At 38.7% G+C, this 23150-nt stretch carries 25 protein-coding genes and 2 riboswitches; of the genes, 12 read left to right on the top strand and 13 right to left on the bottom strand.

All coding sequences use genetic code 11. The features are described from left to right. Positions 1-131 precede the first annotated feature (131 nt). The 7 genes from C8270_RS10495 to C8270_RS10465 all read right to left on the bottom strand — a co-directional run bounded on the left by C8270_RS10495 (position 132) and on the right by C8270_RS10465 (position 4732). A complete protein-coding gene (locus tag C8270_RS10495; protein WP_106496778.1) occupies positions 132-959 on the bottom strand; it encodes a MetQ/NlpA family ABC transporter substrate-binding protein in 828 nt (275 codons plus the stop codon). A 19-nt stretch (positions 960-978) separates the two neighbouring features. Then, positions 979-1647, bottom strand: coding sequence for a methionine ABC transporter permease (locus C8270_RS10490; RefSeq protein WP_106496777.1), 669 nt, complete (start codon positions 1645-1647; stop codon positions 979-981). Continuing rightward, positions 1637-2665, bottom strand: coding sequence for a methionine ABC transporter ATP-binding protein (locus C8270_RS10485; RefSeq protein ID WP_106496776.1), 1029 nt, complete (start codon positions 2663-2665; stop codon positions 1637-1639). The genes C8270_RS10490 and C8270_RS10485 overlap by 11 nt, the downstream gene beginning before the upstream one ends. A 78-nt stretch (positions 2666-2743) precedes the next feature. Further along, positions 2744-2853: riboswitch (SAM riboswitch) on the bottom strand. An 89-nt stretch (positions 2854-2942) separates the two neighbouring features. Next, positions 2943-3257 (bottom strand): thioredoxin family protein, encoded by a 315-nt coding sequence (locus tag C8270_RS10480; protein WP_106496775.1) that lies wholly within the window; start codon positions 3255-3257, stop codon positions 2943-2945. 10 nt (positions 3258-3267) lie between these two features. Beyond that, entirely contained in the window at positions 3268-3621 is a 354-nt protein-coding gene (locus tag C8270_RS10475) for a toprim domain-containing protein (protein ID WP_106498516.1), read from the bottom strand. A gap of 293 nt (positions 3622-3914) precedes the next feature. Continuing rightward, positions 3915-4298, bottom strand: coding sequence for a glycine cleavage system protein GcvH (gcvH, locus tag C8270_RS10470; RefSeq protein WP_106496774.1), 384 nt, complete (start codon positions 4296-4298; stop codon positions 3915-3917). Positions 4299-4375: 77 nt separating this feature from the next. Next, positions 4376-4732 carry an arsenate reductase family protein gene (locus C8270_RS10465; protein ID WP_106496773.1) on the bottom strand — a complete coding sequence of 119 codons (357 nt, stop codon included), beginning with the start codon at positions 4730-4732 and terminating at the stop codon, positions 4376-4378. A gap of 178 nt (positions 4733-4910) precedes the next feature. On the opposite strand from C8270_RS10465, the gene C8270_RS10460 reads away from it, so the two are divergent. The 3 genes from C8270_RS10460 (at position 4911) to C8270_RS10450 (ending at position 8819) form a co-directional block, all read left to right on the top strand. Further along, positions 4911-5777, top strand: coding sequence for a TetR/AcrR family transcriptional regulator (locus C8270_RS10460; RefSeq protein WP_106496772.1), 867 nt, complete (start codon positions 4911-4913; stop codon positions 5775-5777). Between the two features lie 5 nt (positions 5778-5782). After that, complete coding sequence (locus tag C8270_RS10455) at positions 5783-7252, top strand: MDR family MFS transporter (protein ID WP_106496771.1); 1470 nt, start codon at positions 5783-5785, stop codon at positions 7250-7252. A gap of 964 nt (positions 7253-8216) precedes the next feature. After that, the gene (locus tag C8270_RS10450; RefSeq protein WP_106496770.1) at positions 8217-8819 is read left to right on the top strand and encodes a Uma2 family endonuclease; all 603 of its coding nucleotides are present in this window, start codon (positions 8217-8219) and stop codon (positions 8817-8819) included. A gap of 43 nt (positions 8820-8862) precedes the next feature. Here C8270_RS10450 and C8270_RS10445 read toward each other — a convergent pair whose 3' ends face one another. The 3 genes from C8270_RS10445 to C8270_RS10435 form a co-directional block, all read right to left on the bottom strand. Continuing rightward, complete coding sequence (locus tag C8270_RS10445) at positions 8863-10647, bottom strand: acyl-CoA dehydrogenase family protein (RefSeq protein WP_106496769.1); 1785 nt, start codon at positions 10645-10647, stop codon at positions 8863-8865. 84 nt (positions 10648-10731) lie between these two features. Beyond that, positions 10732-11907, bottom strand: coding sequence for an acetyl-CoA C-acetyltransferase (locus C8270_RS10440; RefSeq protein WP_106496768.1), 1176 nt, complete (start codon positions 11905-11907; stop codon positions 10732-10734). A gap of 18 nt (positions 11908-11925) precedes the next feature. Beyond that, positions 11926-14325 (bottom strand): 3-hydroxyacyl-CoA dehydrogenase/enoyl-CoA hydratase family protein, encoded by a 2400-nt coding sequence (locus C8270_RS10435; protein WP_106496767.1) that lies wholly within the window; start codon positions 14323-14325, stop codon positions 11926-11928. 1251 nt (positions 14326-15576) lie between these two features. On the opposite strand from C8270_RS10435, the gene C8270_RS10430 reads away from it, so the two are divergent. From C8270_RS10430 to galU, 8 genes are all read left to right on the top strand, one after another. After that, complete coding sequence (locus C8270_RS10430; RefSeq protein WP_106496766.1) at positions 15577-16515, top strand: metal ABC transporter substrate-binding protein; 939 nt, start codon at positions 15577-15579, stop codon at positions 16513-16515. Positions 16516-16529: 14 nt separating this feature from the next. Next, on the top strand, positions 16530-17288 hold the full coding sequence (locus tag C8270_RS10425) for a metal ABC transporter ATP-binding protein (RefSeq protein WP_106496765.1): 759 nt from the start codon (positions 16530-16532) through the stop codon (positions 17286-17288). A 13-nt stretch (positions 17289-17301) separates the two neighbouring features. Continuing rightward, positions 17302-18156 carry a metal ABC transporter permease gene (locus C8270_RS10420; protein WP_106496764.1) on the top strand — a complete coding sequence of 285 codons (855 nt, stop codon included), beginning with the start codon at positions 17302-17304 and terminating at the stop codon, positions 18154-18156. Further along, on the top strand, positions 18146-18559 hold the full coding sequence (locus C8270_RS10415) for a Fur family transcriptional regulator (RefSeq protein ID WP_106496763.1): 414 nt from the start codon (positions 18146-18148) through the stop codon (positions 18557-18559). The genes C8270_RS10420 and C8270_RS10415 overlap by 11 nt, the downstream gene beginning before the upstream one ends. Next, complete coding sequence (crcB, locus tag C8270_RS10410; protein ID WP_234028544.1) at positions 18556-18942, top strand: fluoride efflux transporter CrcB; 387 nt, start codon at positions 18556-18558, stop codon at positions 18940-18942. Before C8270_RS10415 ends, crcB begins: the two co-directional genes overlap by 4 nt. A 2-nt stretch (positions 18943-18944) precedes the next feature. After that, the gene (locus C8270_RS10405) at positions 18945-19283 is read left to right on the top strand and encodes a fluoride efflux transporter FluC (RefSeq protein WP_106496762.1); all 339 of its coding nucleotides are present in this window, start codon (positions 18945-18947) and stop codon (positions 19281-19283) included. A gap of 82 nt (positions 19284-19365) precedes the next feature. Continuing rightward, on the top strand, positions 19366-19566 hold the full coding sequence (locus C8270_RS10400) for a hypothetical protein (RefSeq protein WP_106496761.1): 201 nt from the start codon (positions 19366-19368) through the stop codon (positions 19564-19566). Positions 19567-19850: 284 nt separating this feature from the next. Then, positions 19851-20732: a UTP--glucose-1-phosphate uridylyltransferase GalU gene (gene galU, locus C8270_RS10395; protein WP_106496760.1), complete on the top strand. Its 882-nt coding sequence runs from the start codon at positions 19851-19853 to the stop codon at positions 20730-20732. A gap of 51 nt (positions 20733-20783) precedes the next feature. Here the strand turns inward: galU and C8270_RS10390 are convergent, their stop codons facing one another. The 3 genes from C8270_RS10390 to C8270_RS10380 form a co-directional block, all read right to left on the bottom strand. Further along, positions 20784-21587, bottom strand: a complete 804-nt coding sequence (locus C8270_RS10390; protein WP_106496759.1) for a VLRF1 family aeRF1-type release factor — start codon at positions 21585-21587, stop codon at positions 20784-20786. A gap of 70 nt (positions 21588-21657) precedes the next feature. Then, the gene (locus C8270_RS10385; RefSeq protein WP_106498514.1) at positions 21658-21972 is read right to left on the bottom strand and encodes a DMT family transporter; all 315 of its coding nucleotides are present in this window, start codon (positions 21970-21972) and stop codon (positions 21658-21660) included. Then, positions 21972-22313, bottom strand: coding sequence for a DMT family transporter (locus C8270_RS10380; RefSeq protein WP_106496758.1), 342 nt, complete (start codon positions 22311-22313; stop codon positions 21972-21974). Before C8270_RS10380 ends, C8270_RS10385 begins: the two co-directional genes overlap by 1 nt. A gap of 426 nt (positions 22314-22739) precedes the next feature. On the opposite strand from C8270_RS10380, the gene C8270_RS20835 reads away from it, so the two are divergent. Continuing rightward, complete coding sequence (locus tag C8270_RS20835; RefSeq protein ID WP_442785798.1) at positions 22740-23003, top strand: hypothetical protein; 264 nt, start codon at positions 22740-22742, stop codon at positions 23001-23003. A 54-nt stretch (positions 23004-23057) separates the two neighbouring features. Next, a riboswitch (guanidine-I (ykkC/yxkD leader) is annotated at positions 23058-23149 on the bottom strand. Position 23150: the final 1 nt, after the last annotated feature.

The raw sequence follows: 23150 nt of genomic DNA, 5'->3' as shown, positions 1-23150 counted from the left end.
AAACGGATATAAACGTAGGTTGGCGCAATGAATTGGATATTCTCCAATAAACAAAACATAGCCATCTTTCTTCATCATATTTATCTTTTTGCAACGAATTACTACTATTTACTCAAGATTTACAAAAAAAGTTATTCTTCCCCATTTACTGGGACAACTGCACCTTCATATTTTTCTAAAATAAAGTCCTGAATTTTTTTCGAATGCAATACATCAACTAATGTATTCAATGCCTTATTATCTTTATCCTCTGTACGAACAGCGACAACATTCACATAAGGGGATTCATCACCCTCTAATATAATGGCATCGTCCAATGGGTTCAATCCCGCCTCAATTGCATAGTTTGTATTAATCGCCACTAATGCATTTTCCTCCGAATTGTATAGTTCAGGTAATAGCGCCGCATCCACATCTGCAGAGAATTTTAAGTTTTTGGGATTATCCACGATATCATCAACCGTTGCATCGACTGTATCCACACTATCATCAAGCTCGATCAAGCCTTCTCGTTCAAACAATGCCAATATACGTCCATGGTCAGCGACTGAACGACTTAAAATAACTTCTGTACCATCTTTTATCTCATCGACACCGGATATTGTTTTCGAATAAACTCCCATTGGTTCAATATGAATGCCACCTATTTGCGTGAAATCATAACCTATTTCAGCGATTTGTGTTTCTAAATAAGGAATATGTTGAAAATAGTTGGCATCTAACTCGCCACTTTCCAAATCATCGTTAGGCAAGACATAATCTTGGTATTCTTCTATTTCAAGTGTAATGCCTTTTTCTTTAAGAAGTGGTTTTGCTTCTTCTAAAATTTCTGCGTGCGGTACACTAGAAGCGCCAACTTTTATTGTCTTATTGCCTGAATCACCTTCGTCCGAATCTCCACCACATGCTGCTAAAATGAGAACAGTTAATACTGAAACAATAGCTAAAATCTTTTTCATGATAAATTCTCTCCTTTTTTTATCTTTTATCTAATTTATTGGAAACAAAGTCGCCAATGAATTGAAAAATAAATACAATGATAACGATTAATATGGTACAAACGAACACAACGTCAAAGTCACGTCGTTGAAACCCGTAAAAGTATGCGTAATCACCTAAGCCACCAGCTCCGATAACACCAGCCATTGCTGTGTAACCAATTAAGGCAATCGCGGTAACCGTGATTCCTGAAATTAGCGCTGGCATCGATTCTGGTAACAACACCCGGAAAATAACCGTGCGTGTTTTAGCTCCCATTGCTTTAGCTGCTTCTAAAACACCTTTATCTACTTCTTTTAGAGCAATTTCAACAAGTCGTCCATAAAATGGCGCTGAACCGATAATGAGTGCTGGTAATGCAGCGTTTGGACCACGGATCGTACCTATAAGAAAATCAGTAAACGGGAATAACAATAAAATTAAAATAATAAAAGGAATGGCGCGAAATACATTCACAATCGCTGCGACTATAAAATGAAGAAACTTGTTCTGCCAAATACCATCTTTCGCTGTCAGGTACAAAAGTAATCCAAGTAGAATCCCTAATATAAATGTTCCAACTAACGAAAGTAACGTCATATAAAACGTTTCGTATGTTGCTGTCCAAAAATCCTGCACATCGAGATTTGGAAATAAATTAGTTAGCATCACGAACAACCTCCACTTCTACTGAGGTTTGAGTGATAAAATCAATCGCCTTATCCATTTCCTCTGTTTTCCCTTCCATTTGTACAAACAAGGTTCCATAGGCTCCTGCCTGCGTTTGTGTGATCTTCCCTTGTAAAATATTAATATCAATCGCAAATTTTTTAGCTACTTGGCTGATTAATGCTTGGTTGGTTGTTTCACCGATAAAATGAAGTCGAACTATTTTTCCGTGTTCATAGGTATTTACCAATTCATTGACGCCTTCATTTTCGTCTTGGGTCCCCATTACCTGCTCTACAAATTTTTTCGTCACTTGTTGCTTTGGTCGTAAAAATACATCTAGCACATCACCTTGTTCCACAATTCTACCGTTTTCCATGACAGCAACTTGCTTGCAAATTTTACGAATGACGTGCATTTCGTGGGTTATTAAAATAATCGTTAACCCAAGCTTTTTATTAATATCCACTAATAAATCTAAAATAGCATTTGTCGTTTCCGGATCAAGTGCGGATGTTGCCTCATCACAAAGCAGAACTTTCGGATTGTTGGCGAGTGCTCTAGCAATTCCGACACGTTGCTTCTGTCCACCACTCAATTGCGATGGATAAGCATTTTCACGTTCAGAAAGTCCAACTAACTGGATTAACTCGTTAACCCGCCTCTCCCGCTCAGTCTTTGGTACACCGGCAATCTCCAAAGGAAATGCAATATTATCCTTAACTGTGCGTGACCATAGTAAATTAAAATGTTGAAAAATCATTCCAATTTCCTGCCGAGCTAAGCGCAGTTGATTTGAATTTAGTTTGGTAATATCTTGCCCATCAATGGTCACCTGCCCATGTGTAGGATCCTCCAAACGATTTAGTAATCTAACAAAGGTACTTTTTCCAGCACCACTGTAGCCAATAACACCGAATATACCTCCTTCTTTTATATCAAGTGTTAAATCGTCAACAGCCGTGATTTGCTTTTTATTAGATGTAAAAACTTTGCTTAAATTCTCTATCGAAATCACAAGTATTCCTCCTAGTTGTTCATAAAAAAAACGTCTTTCTGTAAGAGAACAGAAAGACGTATTATATGTCTTTGCGTCCCCTCATCTGTCAAAGTATTACTTTGCAGGAATTGGCACCTTTCAAACATTTAAGTTTGAAGGTTGCCGCGGTTTCACAGGGCCAGTCCCTCCACCGCTCAAGATAAGAGATTTTAAATTCATTTAAATTGATAAATTCGATAATAGCACGCTTATTTCTTTGTGTCAATATAAATTTTCTTTCGTTAAGTCGGAACCGTCAATTCCCAACGAACAGCTCTGGTTTATACTTCATTAAATAGCTATAAATATTGGCAATCGAATGAAAAGCATACACTTTTTCTTGCACTTCATTGTCAGTTTTGATCAGCAGACATGGTACACTTTCAATCTGATTGTCCTGCATAAAATCAGGATAAAATGACGCATTCATATGATAAAAAATAGACTCCTGATGGACAGATTCAATTTTATCCAGCATTGTTCTCGCTAATGCACAAGTCCCACAAAAAGGAGTATGAATAAATAATAAATAATGATCTTGCTGTAACACTTCCGTTGTTATTTCTTGCAAAGGAATCACCCTAAATCAAAAATATCGGATTAACCGCAATAGATTTACTTACTAGGACAGTTGCGAGTATTTGTTCAGGCGTTGTCGCAACTTCACGATATTCACTGCTAACATAAATATGTTCAGCATGTGGCAGCTCGCGCGCTAATTGTTTGCGTAATTTAATCCCTGAATTGTCTTCATCAACTAAGATAAAAACATCTTTATTGTCTAAATCGTACGTGTATAAAAGTTCATCAAATCGTTCCACACCGAGTGTACCATTTGTACAAATGATCTCCACATCGTCCGTGATTACTTTTTTGATTTGCTTTTTGTCCGTAAGACCTTCGACAATAATAACCTTTTCCGATTCGTGTGTCATCATCACATAGCACTCCTTATGGAATCAAGCAATATGATTCGTAAGTATGTGTTCAAAAAGTAACAAATCACAAGTAAGGTTGCAGCAGCATAGACTTATGGATCCGAAAGATTTAATGACTTATCCAAATTGCAACCGATCTAATAGACAATCTCTTTTATGTTTTTCGAAGGATACTTATTATTGTACCTTTTGAACAGCCCTATATAACAATACTATGATGCGAATAAGGCTGACTTTACATCCTTTTTCAAAGATGCAAGCCAGCCTAAAATTATTGTATGATTTTGTGATTAGTCTTCTTGAATAACTTCTTCATATTTTTCAGCTGATAATAGTTCGTCAAGCTCTGATTGATTTGATGGCTCAACAACGATCATCCATGCTTTTTCGTATGGAGATTCGTTAACAAATTCTGGACTATCATCTAGCTCTTCATTCACTTCAACCACTTTTCCACTGATTGGAGCGTACAATTCCGAAACAGTTTTAACAGATTCGACGCTTCCGAAAGGCTCATCGGCTTCGATATCGTCGCCTACTTCTGGTAGCTCAACAAACACAATATCGCCAAGTTCATCTTGTGCAAAATCTGTAATTCCGATACGTACTTTGTCATCTTCTTTTTTTACCCATTCGTGTTCTTCTGAATATAATAAGTCTTTTGGTAAGCTCATTGAAATCCCTCCGTTAATTAATTGCACTATTACTATACAAGGTAATAGCTTTTATTTCTAGTATTTCAGCTTATTTTCTACAGCCAAATTTCAGCAAACGTTTCTTCCTTAAATCCAACCGTTACGTTTTGTCCATCCGTAACAATTGGTCGTTTTATTAACATACCATCAGATGCGAGTATTGTCGCCATTTCTTCAGTTGTCGCATCTTTAATTTTATCCTTGATGTTTAACTCACGATACTTTTTCCCGCTCGTATTGAAAAACTTTTTAGCTGGTAATCCACTTTTCTCAATAAAATCCAACAGTTCTTCCTTTGTCGGTGGATTGTCCACAATATGTATGCTAGAATACGTTTTTTCGTGATCGTCTAGCCATTTCTTCGCTTTCTTACACGTACCACAGTTTGGATACCAGTAGAATGATAGTGCCATATACGTCCCTCCTAACCTTTTTACTATTTACATTTATTATAGCAAAATTCTATTGCAGTGGTCGAAGGAATTGCTAACGATTATTTTTTATGTTGACATTTTACATAAAATCCTTTAAATTGATCAACGTGACTATAAGGTTACCAATTATGACCGAGTGGTTACAAGGAGGTATTTTGTGAGTAAAAGAAACGAATTAATGACCCATGCCATCCGGTTATTTTCAGAAAAGGGATTTCATCAAACATCTGTCCAAGAGGTTGCTCAGGCTGTTGGTATTTCTAAAGGTGCATTCTATAAATACTTCGATTCCAAAGAAAGTATCTTTATCGAAATCCTGAAGCAAAATCATGAACGGATCATTACGGAGGCAAACTTATTAAATGTATCAAATAACTTGACAGGAAAAGAAGCCTTCACCCAAAAAATCCAAATAGAATTAAGCCACTGGATGGAGAACCGTCCATTTTTCACGGTTATGTTTAACGAATTTCCACCAACTGAGAATGAACGAATCGCTGACATTATGAAGACGTTAAGAACATCCATGATTGAATTGCATAAGAACAGTTTACTAGACGCATACGGGGAAAAAATTAAACCGTTTATGTCTGACCTTGTTATTATGTTTGAAGGAATGCTAAAGGAGTATATTTTCACAGTAATCATTGAAAATAAAAATGTTGTTGTATATAAATTAGCTACACTCATTGCTTCAAGTATCGATTCCATTGTTCAATCTCTGGATCAATTGGAACCTGCTCTTGACGAAAAGTTATTTGAATTAAGCCATGATGATTTGTTGGAAGAAATGAGGAAACGATTAAAGGTGCTGGAACAAAAAATAAGTAATTCTCCCAGCCAGCAGTATAAAAAAGAAAAACTATTATCTTCTGTTCAACTATTGAATGAAGAGATTACAAATAAGAATCCACAAAAATTTCTTATTGAAGCATTAGTTGGGTACTTAAAACAAGAAAAAACGTTAGAAGAAGATATCCTTCTGCTCAAAAGTTTATTAGAAAAATTTATTGGAGAGGTTTGATTCACATGTCATCTGAAATTAATCTAGATCAAATAAAAAAGGGACCTATGATTGCCGTAATGCTTCTCGGCGCATTCTTTGCATTACTGAATGAAACATTGCTGGCAACTGCACTACCTACGATAATCAATGATTTCGGAATCACGGAGAATAAAGCGCAATGGCTGACAACCGCATTTTTGCTTACAAATGGAGTCATGATCCCGATTTCCGCATTTTTAATTGAACGATTCACAACAAGACAAATCTTTTTAACAGCGATCAGTGTATTTACTGCTGGGACATTGGTTGCTGGAATTTCGCATACATTTCCATTATTGCTAACTGCAAGAGTCATTCAAGCTGCAGGGTCCGGCATTATGTTGCCATTAATGATGACGGTTGTGTTAACCATCATCCCTGTCGAAAAAAGAGGGGGAGCTATGGGGGCAGCTGGACTTGTGATTGCATTTGCCCCGGCAATTGGGCCAACGTTATCCGGTTGGTTATTAGAACATTTCTCTTGGCGTTCTTTGTTTTTAGTTGTTTTGCCAATCAGCATTTTAACATTAATCATCGCTTATTTTGCGGTTAAAAACGTAACAAAACAAACGAATCCAAAAATAGATATTTTATCCATCTTGCTATCTTCCTTTGGTTTTGGCGGCCTGTTATTCGGCTTTAGCACTGCTGGAGAAGACGGGTGGACAGATACCAAGGTGCTTACTTGCATAATTGGGGGAGCTATTATTTTAGCATTGTTTATCTGGCGTCAGCTTCGTCTGAAGACGCCGATACTAGAGTTCCGAGTTTTCAAATTCAAGATTTTCTCTATATCCTTAATTATCACAATGGTTGTCCTGATGTCGTTGATTGGTGCCGAAACATTGCTTCCATTATATATGCAAACAGCAAGAGGATTTTCTCCACTGGAATCTGGACTGATGCTATTACCAGGTGCCATTGTTATGGGAATTATGTCGCCGATTACGGGGGTTCTTTTTGATAAGGTTGGAGCAAGAGTATTAGCTATCCCTGGATTACTGATTGTCAGTGTTACAACGTTCCTATTTACAAACCTTTCAATGGATACATCGTTTACTTATTTGGCAATCATTTATGCCATTCGCATGTTCGGTTTATCGTTAGCAATGATGCCAGTGATGACAAGTGGATTAAATCAGCTACCACAAAAATGGAATGCTCACGGCTCAGCAATGGCCAACACGTTGCAGCAAGTATCCGCATCCATTGGTACTGCTATTCTCGTAACAACGATGACCACAGCAGCAAAAAATTACGAACCAGACATGACCGATTTCCAAGGCTTATCTCAAGCCGAAGCACAACAGCAAATAATGAATGCCGCTACCATAAACGGATATAACACGGCATTCCTAGTCGCCTCTTTCTTATCCGTTGCAGGCATGGTACTTGCACTATTCCTAAAGAAGGGCAAAGGGACAGAAGAGGCGTCCCACGTAGAACAAGAATAAACTGGGCGCTTTTTGCCCAGTTTTTTTGTTTAAATGGTTTATTACAAGTTGTATGAGAACGGACGAAGAAATTGAAACTTTAGCAATAAACTCCTTTTAAATTAAATAATGAATTACGATTAAGTAAAATATGGGGTGATAAAACTTATTCAACTTTCGCAGCGTGAAATGGACAAATAAGCTTTGATAGAATGAGAGAAGCTGGAGATTCACAGCTCAAGTTGACTTTGGATTAATCACATTTAATATAAAATGCGACGTAATAGCATTCAAAATTGCCGCTCCGGAAATACACTTCGCTTTCCGCGGGCAATGCTTCAGCTTCCTCGGAAGAAAAGCACTTCCTTGAAAAAAGGAAAACCGCTTTTTCTGCGTGCGATGTAACGCTGCCGAAGCTTTCCTTGTCCTGCGGGATCTTCAGCTGTTGCTTTTCCCGCAGGAGTCTACGTGTATTTCCTACGCTAGTGTTGGCTTTCTCGTATTATTACAATTATTAATGCTTGATTACAGGGAAATATTAGAGCATATACTTCCTCGCAAGCAGCCCGTATACATGCCCCTTCATAGGAGTATGCCGACGTTGGGCGCAAAGCCCGCTTTTAGTCGGCCTTCCTTCTGACGGGGATGAGAGGCCTAGGTGAGACCCCGCAGAGCGCCAGCTCGAGGAGGCTCAGCAGCCGCCCGCGGAAAGCGAAGTGTATTTCCGGAACGGCGGGAGAGGAATTTCCTAGTTACGTCGCATTTTATATCTTTTGTATATTGAAAAATTATATACTAGATCCTTTTAATCTTATGTGTGCGTATTGAATATTGTTATTGAGTTGAGCAGGTTATATCATTTTTTTTTTTGATCCGCCTATCGAGATAAATAATCATAAAATTCATTCAAAACGTCATCTTTTATAGTAGATAATCGAGAACAATGTTATACTACTTATTAAACCTTTAAAAGTAGGTGTTTGGATTGGGAGAGAAATATTTCAATAAAGGGAACAAATGTAAAGACGTCATCAAAGAAAGTAACCTCACATATGAAGATTATGCTTCGATCGATGATGAGAATCGATACGAACTGGTAAACGGACAATTAGAATTAATAAGTCCTGCCCCAACAGTTACACATCAATTAATTAGTTATCAAATGCAAAAATCAATTGCTCGTAGCTGCGAGTCGGATTATATTATTTTATATGCACCTGTTGATGTCATTCTCTCTCCTGAAGAAGTTCGTCAACCAGATCTTATACTTTTACACAGAAATCGTGTCGATATTTTACGCAATCGGGGGATTGAAGGGGCACCAGATCTTGTTGTCGAAATTTTATCACCATCAACATTAAAGCGTGATAAAATTGATAAATTGGAAACCTACGCACGCTACAAAATCCCGGAATATTGGATCGTGGAACCTACAAGCGGCATGTTCGAACAATATGCCCTTCAAAACGAACAATACACCATAATAAATGTTTTTCAACATGATGATATTGTAACATCGCCAAACATTCCATGTATCTCATTCACTATGGAAGAAATTATGAATAACATTCCGGATATAAAAAATTAACAAAAGTCCTTGTTACTATTCAAAACAAGGACTTTTGTATTTATTAAACGTAATATTTTTCTTCCTCAATAATACCTGCTGCAATTTCGCGTTTCTTTGCAATAACATTTGTTGGCGTATGGCGTGTTAATTTACGTAATGATGAAAGCATCATGCGTAATGTGTCACCAGACTCAACAGCAATCAACGTTTCTTTTGCATCGGCTTCGATTTGGTTGAAAGCTTCTTGGACATATACTTGTGTGTAAAGTAGTTTTTGTTTGTTCTTCTCTTCACCAGATTTATTAATCGCTTTTTCCGTACGAAGAATAGCCGCTTCCATGTTGTACACTTCATTTGTCATATCAGCAAGGTTCACTAGAATTTCTTGTTCATTTTCTAGCTTCTGCATATATTTCTGTGCTGCAAGCCCTGCACCAAGCAAGACCATTTTCTTCGCATTTCTTAATAGATATTTCTCTTGTTCCAACGTTTCATCGCTTACTTCTTCTGGCATCATCATCATAAGCTCTTCTTGCAAGCTTTGTGCTTTTTGCAGTAATGGTAATTCACCTTTCATTGCCTTTTTCAGCAATGTTCCTGGTACAATCAAGCGGTTTATTTCGTTTGTTCCTTCAAAAATGCGATTGATACGTGAGTCACGGTATGCTCTTGCTACTTCATACTCTTCCATGAATCCGTAGCCACCATGCATTTGTAATGCCTCATCGGAAACATAATCAAGACATTCAGAAGCAGAGAATTTATTGAGTGAACACTCGATTTGGTATTCTGCAATCGCTTTTGCCACTTCACGACCATCTTTTAATTGTTCATCGGATAATGCTCCCATCCGTTGTTCAAACAATCCAACTGTACGGTAAACAGCACTTTCATTTGCATATGTTCTTGCAGCCATTGTAGCTAGCTTCTCTTGCGTCAACGAAAAGCTGGAAATTGGTGTATTGAACTGCTTACGTTCATTCACATATTTTGTCGCTACTTCAATTCCACGTTTTGAACTACCGACACCACCGATTGCTAATTTATAACGGCCCACGTTCAAAATATTAAAGGCAATTTTATGTCCTTTGCCTTTTTCACCTAATAAGTTCTCAACAGGTACTTCTGCATCTTCTAAAATCAATGTACGAGTTGAGGAACTCTTGATTCCCATTTTATCTTCTTCATTACCAGTGGAAACCCCTGGAAATTCACGTTCCACAATAAAGGCGGAGAAATGTTCGCCATCAATCTTTGCATAGACAACGAAAACATCAGCAAAAGCGGAGTTTGTAATCCATTGTTTTTCACCATTTAGAATATAATGGGTACCAGCTTCATTTAATTTAGCAGTTGTTTTTGCGCCTAATGCGTCAGATCCTGAAGAAGGCTCTGTCAGTGCATATGCAGCCAATAGCTCACCTGTTGCTAGTTTTGGCAAATATTTTTCCTTTTGCTCATCATCCCCAAAAAATACAATTGGCAGAGAACCAATACCTACGTGCGCTCCATGTGAAATAGCGAACCCGCCTGCGCGAGCAAATTTTTCGGTGATTAACGATGAACTAATTTTATCTAATGCTAGACCACCGTATTCTTCCGGAACATCCGCCCCTAATAGTCCAAGCTCTCCAGCCTTTTTAAGCAAATCTACCGAATAGCCAAATTCATGATTTTCCAATTTGTCCATTACAGGTAAAACTTCACCTGAGACGAAATCATCTGTTGTTTTAGCAATCATTTTGTGTTCATCAGTAAAATCTTCTGGAGTAATAACGTCTTTTGCAGTTAAATCCTCTACTAAAAAAGCTCCACCTTTAAATAATTTTTCTTTTGTATCGCTCATCATTAACGTCCCTTTCTATCATAAAGTAGTTTGTTCTGCCAGCATCAAGATTTATTCCTGATACTGACAGATAAATAGATTAGATTAAATTAATTCAAATACACCAGCAGCACCCATTCCGCCACCGATACACATCGTAACAACACCATATTGTACGTTACGACGTTTCATTTCATGAATGAGACTTAACGTTAATTTTGTACCTGTCATACCAAGTGGATGGCCAAGTGCTATGGCTCCACCATTTACATTGACGATATTCGGGTCCAGATCCAAAGCCTGAATGACCCGTACGGATTGTGATGCGAATGCTTCATTCAGTTCAAAAAGTCCAATATCTGAAAGGTCTAATCCGGCAATTTTTAGTGCTTTCGGTACTGCTTCAATCGGACCCACGCCCATGATTTCCGGCTCTACACCAGCGACTGCAAAGGAACGGAATTTAACAAGTGGTGTTAGTCCTTCTGCTTCTGCTTTTTCTCTGTCCATTAATAGAACAGATGCAGCGCCATCACTCATTTGCGAGGAGTTACCCGCTGTAACAGACCCTTTCACATTAAATGCTGGTCGAAGTTTTGCAAGCACCTCCATTGTTGTGCCTGGGCGGACACCTTCATCCATTTCAAATAGGGATGACTTTTCTTCTATTTTGTTGTTTTTGCCGACAACACGTTCCGCTACTTCTACTGGAACAATTTCATCTTTAAATTTCCCCTCCTGAATGGCTTTTGCCGCTCGTTCATGACTTTGGACAGCAAAAGCATCTTGTTCTTCGCGGGAAATACCAAATCGATTGGCTACCTCTTCTGCCGTGTGTCCCATGCCCATATAATATCCTGGTGCATCTTGAACAAGCTTGGAATTCGGTTTGATAACATGACCACCCATCGGAATCAAACTCATCGATTCTGTTCCGCCGGCAATCATCGTGTCACTTGCTCCAACCATTATTCGTTCTGCAGCAAATGCGATACTTTGCAATCCTGAAGAACAGTAGCGATTTATCGTAACTCCTGGTACAGTATTCCGCAAACCGGCGAGTCCTGCGATATTTCGTGCCACGTTCATTCCCTGCTCTGCTTCTGGCATTGCCGTTCCGATAATGACATCATCAATATTTCCATCATAATTTCCTGCACGTTTTAACGTTTCTTTAATCGTTAATGCTGCTAGATCATCTGGTCTTGAATTAGCTAACGATCCTTTATTTGCTCTTCCTACAGGGGTTCTTGCACCTGCAACAATTACTGCTTCCTTCACCTTTCATCCCCCTCTTCTTTAATTACGTAAAGGCTTTCCTTTTACTAGCATGTGCTGCATCCTAGCTTGCGTTTTTGGTTCACCAATTAAGCTTAAGAAGGCTTCACGTTCCAAATCAAGCATAACTTGTTCATCAATCAATGTACCTTCTTTAATTCGTCCACCTGATAGTACATAAGCCAGTTTCTCAGCAATTTTCAGGTCATGGTCTGATGCATAGCCGCTTAATTGCAGTGATTTTGCACCAAGCAGCATTGCAGCATATCCTGGGTCACCAACGACTGGTACCTTCTCCTGTTTAGGTGCCTGATAACCAGCATTTGCCAATGCAAGTACTCGTTGTTTCGCATCGTGCAATAAATGATCTGGGTTTACACTAATTGCATCGTTTTTATTTAAGAATCCATTTTCACGTGCTTCAGCCGCTGACGTTGACACTTTAGCTGTAGCAACTTTTTCAAATACGTCATTCGCTATTTTTGATAAGTCAAATGTAACGCCTTTTGGCAAATTACGAAGTTCCTTCAGGTAAAGCTCCTTCGTTCCGCCTCCACCTGGGATAAGACCTACACCAAATTCAACAAGTCCCATATATGTTTCCGGTGATGCTTGGATTGCAGCTGCCGGTAATGAAACCTCCGCACCTCCGCCAAGTGTCATATTAAATGGCGCAGTAACGACCGGTTTATCGGAATACTTAATATTTAGCCCCATGTTCTGGAATTGGCGGACAACCATATCCAGTTCAAAAAAGTTATCATCTTGTGCTTCCATTAGCATCATGCCAAGGTTTGCGCCGACACAGAAGTTTTTACCTTGGTTTCCAATCACAAGCCCTTCATAGTTTTTGCTAACTTCTTCTAATGCAAAATTAACCATTTGAATGATATCAAGCCCAATTGCATTGCTTTGTGAGTGGAATTCAAGTCCTGCAACCCCATCACCTAAATCTATTAAACTAGCACCCGTATTCTTTTTAATGACCCCATTAACATCTTTTAATCGTTTTAAGTTAATCTCTTTTTTATTGAATTGCTGTTGTTTATATTCGCCATTGTCATAGTAATAAACATTACCATTTTCTGTTTTGTAGAATGTTTCATTACCATTTTCAAGTAGCTTAAGTACCCATCCTGGTACCGTTTCACCTTCTTTTTGCATCCGTTCTACTGATTTACGAACACCAATCGCATCCCACGATTCAAATGGGCCAAGTTCCCAACCGAATCCCCATTTCATTGCTTGATCAATGGATACGATATCATCAGCGATTTCACCAACAAGTTCAGCTGAATATAACAATGCCGGCTTCATCACGGACCAAACGAGATCTCCAGCTTTGTCGCCTTTAGCTGATACAAGCGCTTTCAATTTGCGGCGAGAACCTTTTTCTTGTTTGACCATTTCAGTTGCAGCCGTTTTCAATTTTTTGCGATCCTCGTATTCTAGTGTTTCTGGATTTAACTCATAGATCGTACTGCCGTTTTTATCTTTCTTCTTCAAGAAAAATCCTTGACCGCCTTTCGCACCGATCCACCCTTTTTCTTGCATTTGCAAAATAAAGTCAGGTACGTCAAATACTTCTTTTTCTGCTCCTTCAACTTGATCATAGACGTTTTTGGCTACATGAATAAATGTATCCAACCCTACGACATCCAATGTGCGGAATGTTGCACTCTTTGGACGACCAATCATTGGTCCGGTAACAGAATCTACTTCACCGACACTATAGCCACCCTCAAGCATCTTTTGCACCGTTACTAAGAGGCCATATGTACCAATCCTGTTAGCAATAAAGTTTGGTGTATCCTTTGCTTCAACTACACCTTTACCGAGCACATTTTCCCCAAATGTTTTCATAAATGCCAATACGTCCGGAGCTGTGTCTTTTGTTGGTGTAATCTCAAGTAATTTCAAATAACGTGGCGGGTTGAAAAAATGTGTTCCAAGAAAATGTTTACGGAAATCCTCTGAGCAATCTGCCGCCATTGCCTCAACTGAAATTCCAGATGTATTGGAGCTGACAATTGTTCCTGGTTTACGGTATTTATCTACATTCGCGAAAACCTGTTTCTTAATATCCAATCGTTCTACAACAACTTCAATGATCCAATCCACATCAGCAAGTTTTTGCATATCATCATCCATATTGCCAACTTCAATTAAATCAAGACTTTCTTTCGTTGAAATTGGGGAAGGTTTTTGCTTTAACAATGCCTTTTTGCTTTGTGCGGCTATACGGTTTCGCACCACACGATCTTCTAATGTCAAGCCTTTTTTCTCTTCATCTTTTGTCAATTCTCTTGGTACAACATCGAGCATAATTGTTGGTATTCCAACATTAGCCAGGTGAGCAGCAATCCCAGATCCCATAACGCCAGATCCTAATACTGCAGCACGCTTGATCGTTGTAGTCATGATTTGTCCCCCTATCTTATTTTGAATGAATACTCATTCATTTTATTGCGAAAAAGAAAACTTGGTGACTGCCAAGTGTAAGCGTAATCGATTCATCGTCGTGCGCTAATACCTGGTTCCTAAAAATAACAGCTACAGTCGGAATCCTTTCCTAGCCGAAATTTTAACTTCTCCAAGTGTCCATAAAAGATAGTTCCCTATCCGTCTGTTTAACATTATAATTTAAATTCTGACATTTCGCAATAAAAATGAATAAAAAATTTATATATCTTGTATTTGTTTATTAATAGTTATTCAACTTTCGCACCGATAAAATAAGGTCAAACAGTTAGCTGTAGCAAACTTTGAATACCTCTAATAATTGCATTTACAACTCCGATAAACCTAAAGACTGTTAAGATTGAGGCTGCGATTACTCGCCCTATTGAAAACATTTGTTGATTTATATACAAAATGCGTAATAACTAAAAATTGCTCTTTCACCGTTCCGGAAATACACTACGCTTTCCGGGGGCGGCTGCTGAGCCTCCTCGTGCTAACGCACTGCGGGGTCTCACCTAGGCCTTTCCTCCCCCAGGAGTCTCCGCGTATTTCCTCCACTGGTTTTGCATTTACTACCNCCGTTCCGGAAATACACTACGCTTTCCGGGGGCGGCTGCTGAGCCTCCTCGTGCTAACGCACTGCGGGGTCTCACCTAGGCCTTTCCTCCCCCAGGAGTCTCCGCGTATTTCCTCCACTGGTTTTGCATTTACTACCATTAACTGTAGTAGTATGTGTTCTACCGAGCAACATTCTTCCGCTTTACTAGTCTGGGTGAGTGGAGGGTGGTGACTCCTGCGGGAACAATGGTTTTCGGTGGGGCGAGTTAGCGCAGCCCCAGCACGTGTCCGAAGACCCCGCAGGAAGTGGTTTTCTTCCGAGGAGGCTGAGGCCGTGCCCGCGGAAAGCGTCCACCCGGAGCGATCCCAGACGGTGGGAAATGCTGTACTTATAGAAAAGAGTCCAGCAGTCACAACTTGTTTAAATGTGATTAATCCAAGTCAACTTGAGTAATGAATATACATACTCCCACATTTTACCAAGGCTTATTTGTCTATTTCACGCTGCGAAAGTTGAGTTATACTTAACAAGATGCTCACTTTGTTAGCGTGCTGTATAGCCTAATCAGGAGAATCGGAATCATTACTATTTACAAATCGGAATCATTACGGTAAGATATTTCTTGCATTAAAATTCAGGAGGACACAACGTTGAAACGATATACAATTATCATTTCCTTTATACTACTTTTTTCCCTAATCATCTCCGGTTGTAAATCTTCCAAGGAAAATAGTAATGAAGGTTTAACGATATACACATCCATTTATCCAATACAATACGCCGTTGAGAGAATCGGCGGCGAAACTGTTAAAGCAAAATCTGTTTACCCTCCCGGTGTCGATGCGCATACGTATGAACCCACTACAAAAGTGATGACGTCCATCGCTTCAAGTGATGCCTTCATTTATTTAGGTGCTGGCATGGAAGGTTTTGCAGAAAGCGCTGCAGATGCTTTGGAACCTGAGGATGTTCAATTAGTTGAACTTGGAAAACACAAGGAACTTTTCCATATGTCAGAAGACGGTAATAAGAAGGAACATCATACAGACGATGGACATCACCATGGTGACCATAATCCGCACATATGGCTTGATCCATTAAGAATGTTGGATATGGCAAATTTAATAAAAAAGGAATTAATCCATTTAGATCCGAACAAAGCAGAACAATATACAAAAAATTTTAACAAGCTAAAAAGGGATTTGTTGGCATTAGATAACAGTTTCAAAAAAACATTGCAGGATAAAGAAAATAAAAAAATACTTGTATCCCATGCTGCCTATGGCTATTGGGAAGAACGATATGGCATCGAACAACTAGCTATAAAAGGATTAACATCAAATGATGAACCATCACAAAGAGATTTAATCACCATTATCGATCAGGCGGAGAGATACAATCTTAACTATATTCTGTTTGAACAAAACACATCAGATCAGGTCGCGGAAATCATACAGAAACAACTTGGCGCCACCGTACTCTATATTCATAATTTATCGGTCTTAACTGAAAATGATATCGAAAATAACGAGGATTATTTATCCCTGATGAAACACAATTTAAGTGTACTTGATCAAGCTACAAACTAAAGAAGGTGAAATATATGTCAAAATCAGTCATCATAATGAAAAATATTCATTACACATATGACAAAAAAGAAGCATTGGACCATATTAACTTTGAATTACCACAAGGCGCATTTATGGGATTAGTTGGTCCAAACGGTGGTGGTAAATCGACGTTAATTAAATTAATTCTTGGATTAATAAAACCTGCTACTGGTACAATCTCGCTTTTTGGTAAACCAATCGAAAAATTTCATGATTGGGATCGAATTGGCTTCGTTTCTCAAAAATCCAACTCATTCAATAAAGGTTTTCCTGCTACTGTATTTGAAGTTGTATCAATGGGACTTACAGCCAAAATTGGTTACTTAAAGTTTTTCAAAAAACAGCACAAAGAAAAAATTGTACAAGCGATAAATCAAGTTGGCATGGGAGATTATGTCCATCAAAATATTGGCGACTTATCTGGTGGACAACAGCAACGCGTGTTTATTGCCAGATCGCTGGTAAATGATCCAGAGCTTCTTATCTTGGACGAGCCTACGGTTGGGGTTGATGCGGAAAATGTAAAGCGGTTTTATGAGATTCTTCATCAGTTAAACCAAGAACAAGGGATCGCATTACTATTAGTTACACATGACACGGGAATAATGACAGAGTATGCAACAGACATTGTTTGCCTAAACAAAACATTGCATTTTCATGGAAATCCGAAAGAATACGCATCTTTATCAGAACGAGATTTGTCACAATTTTACGGGTACCCAATAAATATTGTTACACACGATCATTCATAATGGAGGAAAGAATATGTTAGCAGATATTTTAGAATACGATTTTCTTAGAAACACCTTTTTAACTGGCCTCCTGATTGGTGTAATTGCTCCATTACTTGGTACATTTATTGTTGTCAGACGCCTGTCCATGATTGCCGATGCCTTGTCACATGTTACACTTGCCGGAATAGCTTTTGGCTTGTTAATGGAAAAAACATTTACCACAACCCTTATCTCTCCGCTTTATGGAGGTATGGCATTTTCCGTGTTTGGCTCTATTTTAGTTGAAAAACTTCGTGGTGTTTACAAAGCATATCAAGAACTGGCAATACCGATTATTTTATCTGGTGGGGTAGGATTAAGCGTGATTTTCATTTCGCTTGCAAATGGTTTTAATACAGAGCTATTTAACTATTTATTTGGTTCCGTCTCGGCAGTTAGTCAAACGGACTTTTATACAATATTGGGAATATCCATTTTTGTATTAATCATCATCTTTTTATTTTATAAAGAATTATTTACATTGTCATTTGATGAAGAACACGCAAAAGTATCCGGAATTCACGCAAAAAGTATTCATTTGCTTTTTATCATCCTAACGGCACTTGTTATCGCAGCTTCCATCCGGATTGTCGGTGTATTACTTGTTTCCGCATTAATGACGCTACCAGTAGCGGCTAGCATACGGATTGCGAAGGGGTTTAAACAAACGATGATTTTATCAATTGTTTTTGGCGAACTAAGTGTTGTTCTAGGATTAATAACCGGTTATTACTTTAGCATTCCACCTGGTGGTACAATCGTTCTTGTTTCTATTTTCATTTTGCTCATTTCTATCGGTATGAAAAAATTTCGCTTTAAGGGAAGAGGGTATTCAAATGAAACGTGAAGAAGCTATCCAGAAATTAAAAGAGCACAACTACAAAACAACAAAAAAACGTGAAGATATCATTACATTCTTCACCAAGGCTGACGGTTATCGTACGGCGAAGGAATTAATTGCTTACATGGAACCAACATATCCAGGGATCAGTTTTGATACGGTGTACCGAAATCTTCATTTATTTAATGATGTTGGTATTTTAGAAACAACTGAATTGAATGGTGAAAAACTATTTCGCATTAGCTGCACACATTATCATCATCACCATTTTATTTGTAAATATTGCGGCAAGACAAAGGAAATTGATGTTTGCCCAATGGAAGAGGTCACAAATTCATTAAAAAACTATCGGATTGAGGGGCATAAATTTGAAATTTACGGCCAATGTCCGGAGTGTAGAACAGCGTGAAGACAAATACTTTTCGACTTTATCTAGCTGTTGGTATTGGTGGTATGTTTGGAGCAATTGGCAGGTACGGTATATCGCTGTTATTTCCTACTAATGGTGGATTCCCTTATGCTACATTAATTGCCAATTTGATCGGATGCTATTTGTTGAGCTTTTTACTAAACCAGCGAACAATAAAGCAGAAGTTATCACCCGAACTCTTCACAGCACTTGGCACTGGTATAATTGGGGCATTCACCACTTTTTCTACCTTTGCAGTGGAAACTATTGAGTTATGGCAATCAAATCAATTTCAATCATTCATTTATATTTTTGTCAGTATATTTGGCGGGTTAGGTTATTGTTATCTTGGCTTTATGTCAGCTAGGGAAAGAGAGGTTTAATCATGAGTTTTCTTTTCGTAGCGTTAGGTGGTTTTTTTGGCAGTATGCTTCGCTTTTACATTTCGGTAAAAGCTAATAAGCATTTGATTGGTACGTGGGTTGCAAACATTTCCGGGTCAATCTTGCTAGCTACTATAGTCTATTTCCAAATGAATGGTTCACTCACTGAATGGATGTGGGCTCTTCTCGGTACTGGGTTTTGTGGGGCCTACACAACATTTTCCACATTTGGCAATGAAACATTACAACTGATTCTTGATAAAAAATATTGGTCAGCTACCAGGTATATTACCGGCTCACTAGCGGTATCGTTTTTGTTTGTTTATTTGATTATAGTATGATCTAGAACTTTTCTGAAACTTTTTCTGTTTTCATTCGTACATATAAGTAAAGGAAAATATTCTTACGATAGGAGGGGTCTCCTTGAGTGCCGGTATTTTTATCTTAATAATGTTCGGTGGACTAATTGTATTCGCAGTAATTGTTGATTTAATTGCAAAACGGAGAGGGAAAAAACTAGACTTCGAAAACCGAGACGACAGTAACATCAGTCAATCGGAAAGAATTTATGCAGAAAGCTTTAAAGATCAGGTAAAACAAAATATGGATCAGGGTTTTTTCTAGGATAATCATTGCAGAGGAACTAAAGCTGAATTTAGTTCCTCTTTTATTGAAACGGATTTTCATCACTACAAAAGTAATTTTCAAAAAGGGTTTACAAATTAAACATTACATATTATCATTTAATTGTTCGTTATAAGAAACAAAGTCTATTATTTATGTTTTAAAACGCACGAAGGAACAATTGTGATTAATTTAGACTTCTCAAGTTCTTAGCAATTTTATCCAACATAGACCTCATACACGATTTACGGTTTATTTCAACATGCAACATAGGGGGGATTGAATTGAAAAAAGTACGGAAAGCGATTATTCCAGCAGCAGGATTAGGTACCCGTTTCTTACCAGCAACAAAAGCGATGCCCAAAGAAATGCTGCCTATTGTAGATAAGCCAACCATTCAGTACATTGTGGAAGAAGCCGTTGAAGCAGGAATTGAAGATATCATTATTGTAACCGGAAAAGGTAAACGTGCAATTGAAGACCACTTTGACCACAGTTTTGAATTAGAAGAAAATCTGATTCAAAAAGAAAAGTTCGATTTACTACAAAAGGTTCGTGATTCAGCTAGTGTTGATATTCATTACATTCGGCAAAAAGAACCAAAAGGACTCGGGCATGCTGTCTGGTGTGCCAGAAAATTTATTGGGGAAGAACCATTTGCAGTCCTTTTAGGTGACGATATTGTCCAAGCAGATACACCTTGCATAAAGCAAATCATCGCTCAATATGAAACAACTGGATCATCTGTGATTGGTGTTCAAGAAGTTCCTGAAAATGAAACCCACCGTTATGGTATCATTGACCCAAACGGATGTGAAGGGCGATTGTACCAAGTCAATTGCTTTGTTGAAAAACCAAAAGACAATGCTCCTTCCAATTTAGCTATTCTGGGCCGTTATGTGTTAACACCCGAGATCTTCCAATTTTTGGACCGACATGAAATTGGCGCCGGAGGAGAAATTCAACTTACCGATGCTATACAAATGCTGAATAAACGTCACGGTGTCCTTGCATATAATTTCGAGGGGAATCGTTATGATGTTGGAGAAAAGCTTGGATTTGTCTTGACAACACTTGAAATGGCTATTCGCAACCCGGTTATTAAAGAAGATGTTATCAAAGGAATCAATAGAATATTAGATAATGAGAAAAGCATTTTGAAATAAGAAGAACAAAGAGGATGTAAAAGCCAATTTGGCTTTTACATCCTCTTTACCTTAACCAAACACATCCTCCAGCACTTTGGATTCTTCTTGTTCTAGCAAATTTTTTTGAATCACTTGATCAACAGACTTGTTCATTTGTGCCTTTATTTCCCAGGAGGCATCCGATCCGCCAACAATGTAAATTTCTTCCCATCCATTATCCTTGGCACGCTTGTCCAATTTAGGTGCAATACTTTTATACCATCTTTGCTTATTAGCTTCATACCGATCCTGGAAATCTTCTTGTTTCAAGCTTTTACCACCTTTCCCCATTGATGCATCTGCTTTATGAGGACCAGTAAATTGTCGCCAATGATCCGTTTCGATATCTAGTTCATAGTAAGCAGTATCAGTAATTTCACCAATCTCAGCTTCGATGACTTTCACTTGATCCTGTTGTACAAGAATAAGCCCCGATTTCGGAAAAGATTGGTATAACCGGTTAAACTGATCTAAAACTGGAATACTCCCCCAGAAGAATTCCGTTTTCAAGCGCATTTGTACACGTTCGGCAAACCATACCTCTTCATCGGCAGTCGCAAAGAGAATAATCCCTTTACGAAAGTTTTGTTCATTGCCGCGTACAAATCTTTCTACTTTTTGCCTAATCTGCTGAAAGTTTTTTAACTCCTCTTTATTTTCATCTTCCTCGAGATAGTGTTCAAAATTTTGCAATCCGTTTTTAAAATGTATTTTCCATTCCCCACCTTGTTGCTCTGGATCAGATGGATCTGTATTCAAATACATTGTGAATACTTTATTCGTATTATCTTTTCTTACTTTCTCCAACTTTTCCATTTCTTCAATTAGTTCCATATGATATCGGCACTCCTTTTAACAGTTGGTTAGTTATGTGTAACCGAAATCACTTTATCATAAACATATATTAAGAGATTAGCTTCAAGCCTACAGCTGCGGAAAGAATCATACCAATAAATAGAATCCTGCGCCAATCTTTCGACTCCCCGTAAACAAACATGCCAACGAGTGCACTGCCAATTGTCCCCATCCCTGTCCAAACAGCATAGGCTGTGCTCATCGGTAATGACTCCATAGCAATGGATAAGAAAATAAAACTCATGATAAATCCGCCAAACAGCGTTACAAAAGCATTCAGATTTTTTTCTTTGTTTACCTTATTTATTCCTGTTACACCAATAACTTCACCAGCACCAGCAATTATCAAATAAAACCACGCCATCATTCATGTTCACCTTCATTCTCCGGTTCTTCGGTAATCATTTTAAGGCCAATTACGCCGCACAATAATAATAGAATTAAAAATACTTTCATACTATTAAATGGTTCTCCAAATACAGTTAAATCAAAAATAACGGTTCCAGCAGTCCCCATTCCAGTGAATACTGCATAGGTCGTTCCTACTGGTAATTTTTTAGAAGCGACAATTAAAAAGTGCATACTTGCATATATCGCAATTGCCGTTAATACCCATGTTCCAAGATTGTAAGCATGTTTTAAACCAACAACCCAACCAATTTCAAACAAACCAGCAATAAACACCAAATTCCAATCCCGTTTCATTCTTACATACCCCCTGTTTAAGAAAAGCTGTTTGTTTGTTGCTTTTCAATTTCATAGTCGATATAAAATGCGAAGTAACTGCTGGGCTCTTTTCTATAAGTACGTTCATTTCCCGCCGTCCGGGATCGTTTCGGGTGGATGCTTTCCGCGGGCACGGCCTCAGCCTCCTTGCCCCGGCGAGGGGTATGTCGACGTTGTCCGCAAAGGACGGTTTTAGTCGACCTTCCTTTTCCAACTGCGGGGTCTTCGGACACGTGCTGTTCCCGCAGGACAAGGAAGGCTACGTCAGCACTACATCGCACGAAGAAAAAGTGCCTTACTTTTTCGAGGAGTCACCACCCTCCACTCACCCGGACTAGTAAAGTTGTAGGATGAGACTTGATAGAACACATACACCTACAGTTACTGGTAGTAAATACAATATAAGTGGAGGAAATACACGGAGACTCCTGCGGGAAGAGAGGCCTAGGTGAGACCCCGCAGTGCGACGAGCGAAACTTCCACCGAGTAAGCTTCGAGTTGCGAGGAGCGCTACTTCACCGAAATTGCTTGCAACGCGACGAGCACCCAGCACGAGGAGGCTCAACAGCCGCCCGCGGAAAGCGTAGTGTATTTCCGGAACGGTGGGACAGCAATATCCTAGTTACGTCGCAGTTTATAGCTATTGTGTCAAAAACAACAATTGCTTAGAAAACAACCTTAAGAAAATAAAATAAACCCGGGATGATATCCATCTAATAGATATCCTCCCGGGCTTTTGTCCCTCCGTGTACACGTTCGTGCGTTTTCTCTTGGACCAGACCAAATAAGTTTGCGGAACCCTAGAAAACCTCATAT

The organism is Lentibacillus sp. Marseille-P4043 (assembly GCF_900258515.1).
GTDB lineage: Bacteria > Bacillota > Bacilli > Bacillales > Amphibacillaceae > Lentibacillus_C.
Note: the sequence above shows the minus strand (reverse complement) of the source record. Positions and strands in the feature narration are given on the sequence as shown.

Excerpts from the sequence above, each read along its gene's own strand:
- C8270_RS10380 (WP_106496758.1), bottom strand. The coding sequence starts at position 22,313 with ATGAAACGGGATTGGAATTTGGTGTTTATTGCTGGTTTGTTTGAAATT.
- C8270_RS10445 (WP_106496769.1), bottom strand. The coding sequence starts at position 10,647 with ATGAGCGATACAAAAGAAAAATTATTTAAAGGTGGAGCTTTTTTAGTA.
- C8270_RS10495 (WP_106496778.1), bottom strand. The coding sequence starts at position 959 with ATGAAAAAGATTTTAGCTATTGTTTCAGTATTAACTGTTCTCATTTTA.
- C8270_RS10420 (WP_106496764.1), top strand. The coding sequence starts at position 17,302 with ATGTTAGCAGATATTTTAGAATACGATTTTCTTAGAAACACCTTTTTA.
- C8270_RS10490 (WP_106496777.1), bottom strand. The coding sequence starts at position 1,647 with ATGCTAACTAATTTATTTCCAAATCTCGATGTGCAGGATTTTTGGACA.
- C8270_RS10435 (WP_106496767.1), bottom strand. The coding sequence starts at position 14,325 with ATGACTACAACGATCAAGCGTGCTGCAGTATTAGGATCTGGCGTTATG.
- C8270_RS10475 (WP_106498516.1), bottom strand. The coding sequence starts at position 3,621 with ATGACACACGAATCGGAAAAGGTTATTATTGTCGAAGGTCTTACGGAC.
- C8270_RS10385 (WP_106498514.1), bottom strand. The coding sequence starts at position 21,972 with ATGGCGTGGTTTTATTTGATAATTGCTGGTGCTGGTGAAGTTATTGGT.
- C8270_RS10465 (WP_106496773.1), bottom strand. The coding sequence starts at position 4,732 with ATGGCACTATCATTCTACTGGTATCCAAACTGTGGTACGTGTAAGAAA.
- C8270_RS10405 (WP_106496762.1), top strand. The coding sequence starts at position 18,945 with ATGAGTTTTCTTTTCGTAGCGTTAGGTGGTTTTTTTGGCAGTATGCTT.
- C8270_RS10455 (WP_106496771.1), top strand. The coding sequence starts at position 5,783 with ATGTCATCTGAAATTAATCTAGATCAAATAAAAAAGGGACCTATGATT.
- C8270_RS10415 (WP_106496763.1), top strand. The coding sequence starts at position 18,146 with ATGAAACGTGAAGAAGCTATCCAGAAATTAAAAGAGCACAACTACAAA.
- C8270_RS10425 (WP_106496765.1), top strand. The coding sequence starts at position 16,530 with ATGTCAAAATCAGTCATCATAATGAAAAATATTCATTACACATATGAC.
- gcvH (WP_106496774.1), bottom strand. The coding sequence starts at position 4,298 with ATGAGCTTACCAAAAGACTTATTATATTCAGAAGAACACGAATGGGTA.
- C8270_RS10390 (WP_106496759.1), bottom strand. The coding sequence starts at position 21,587 with ATGGAACTAATTGAAGAAATGGAAAAGTTGGAGAAAGTAAGAAAAGAT.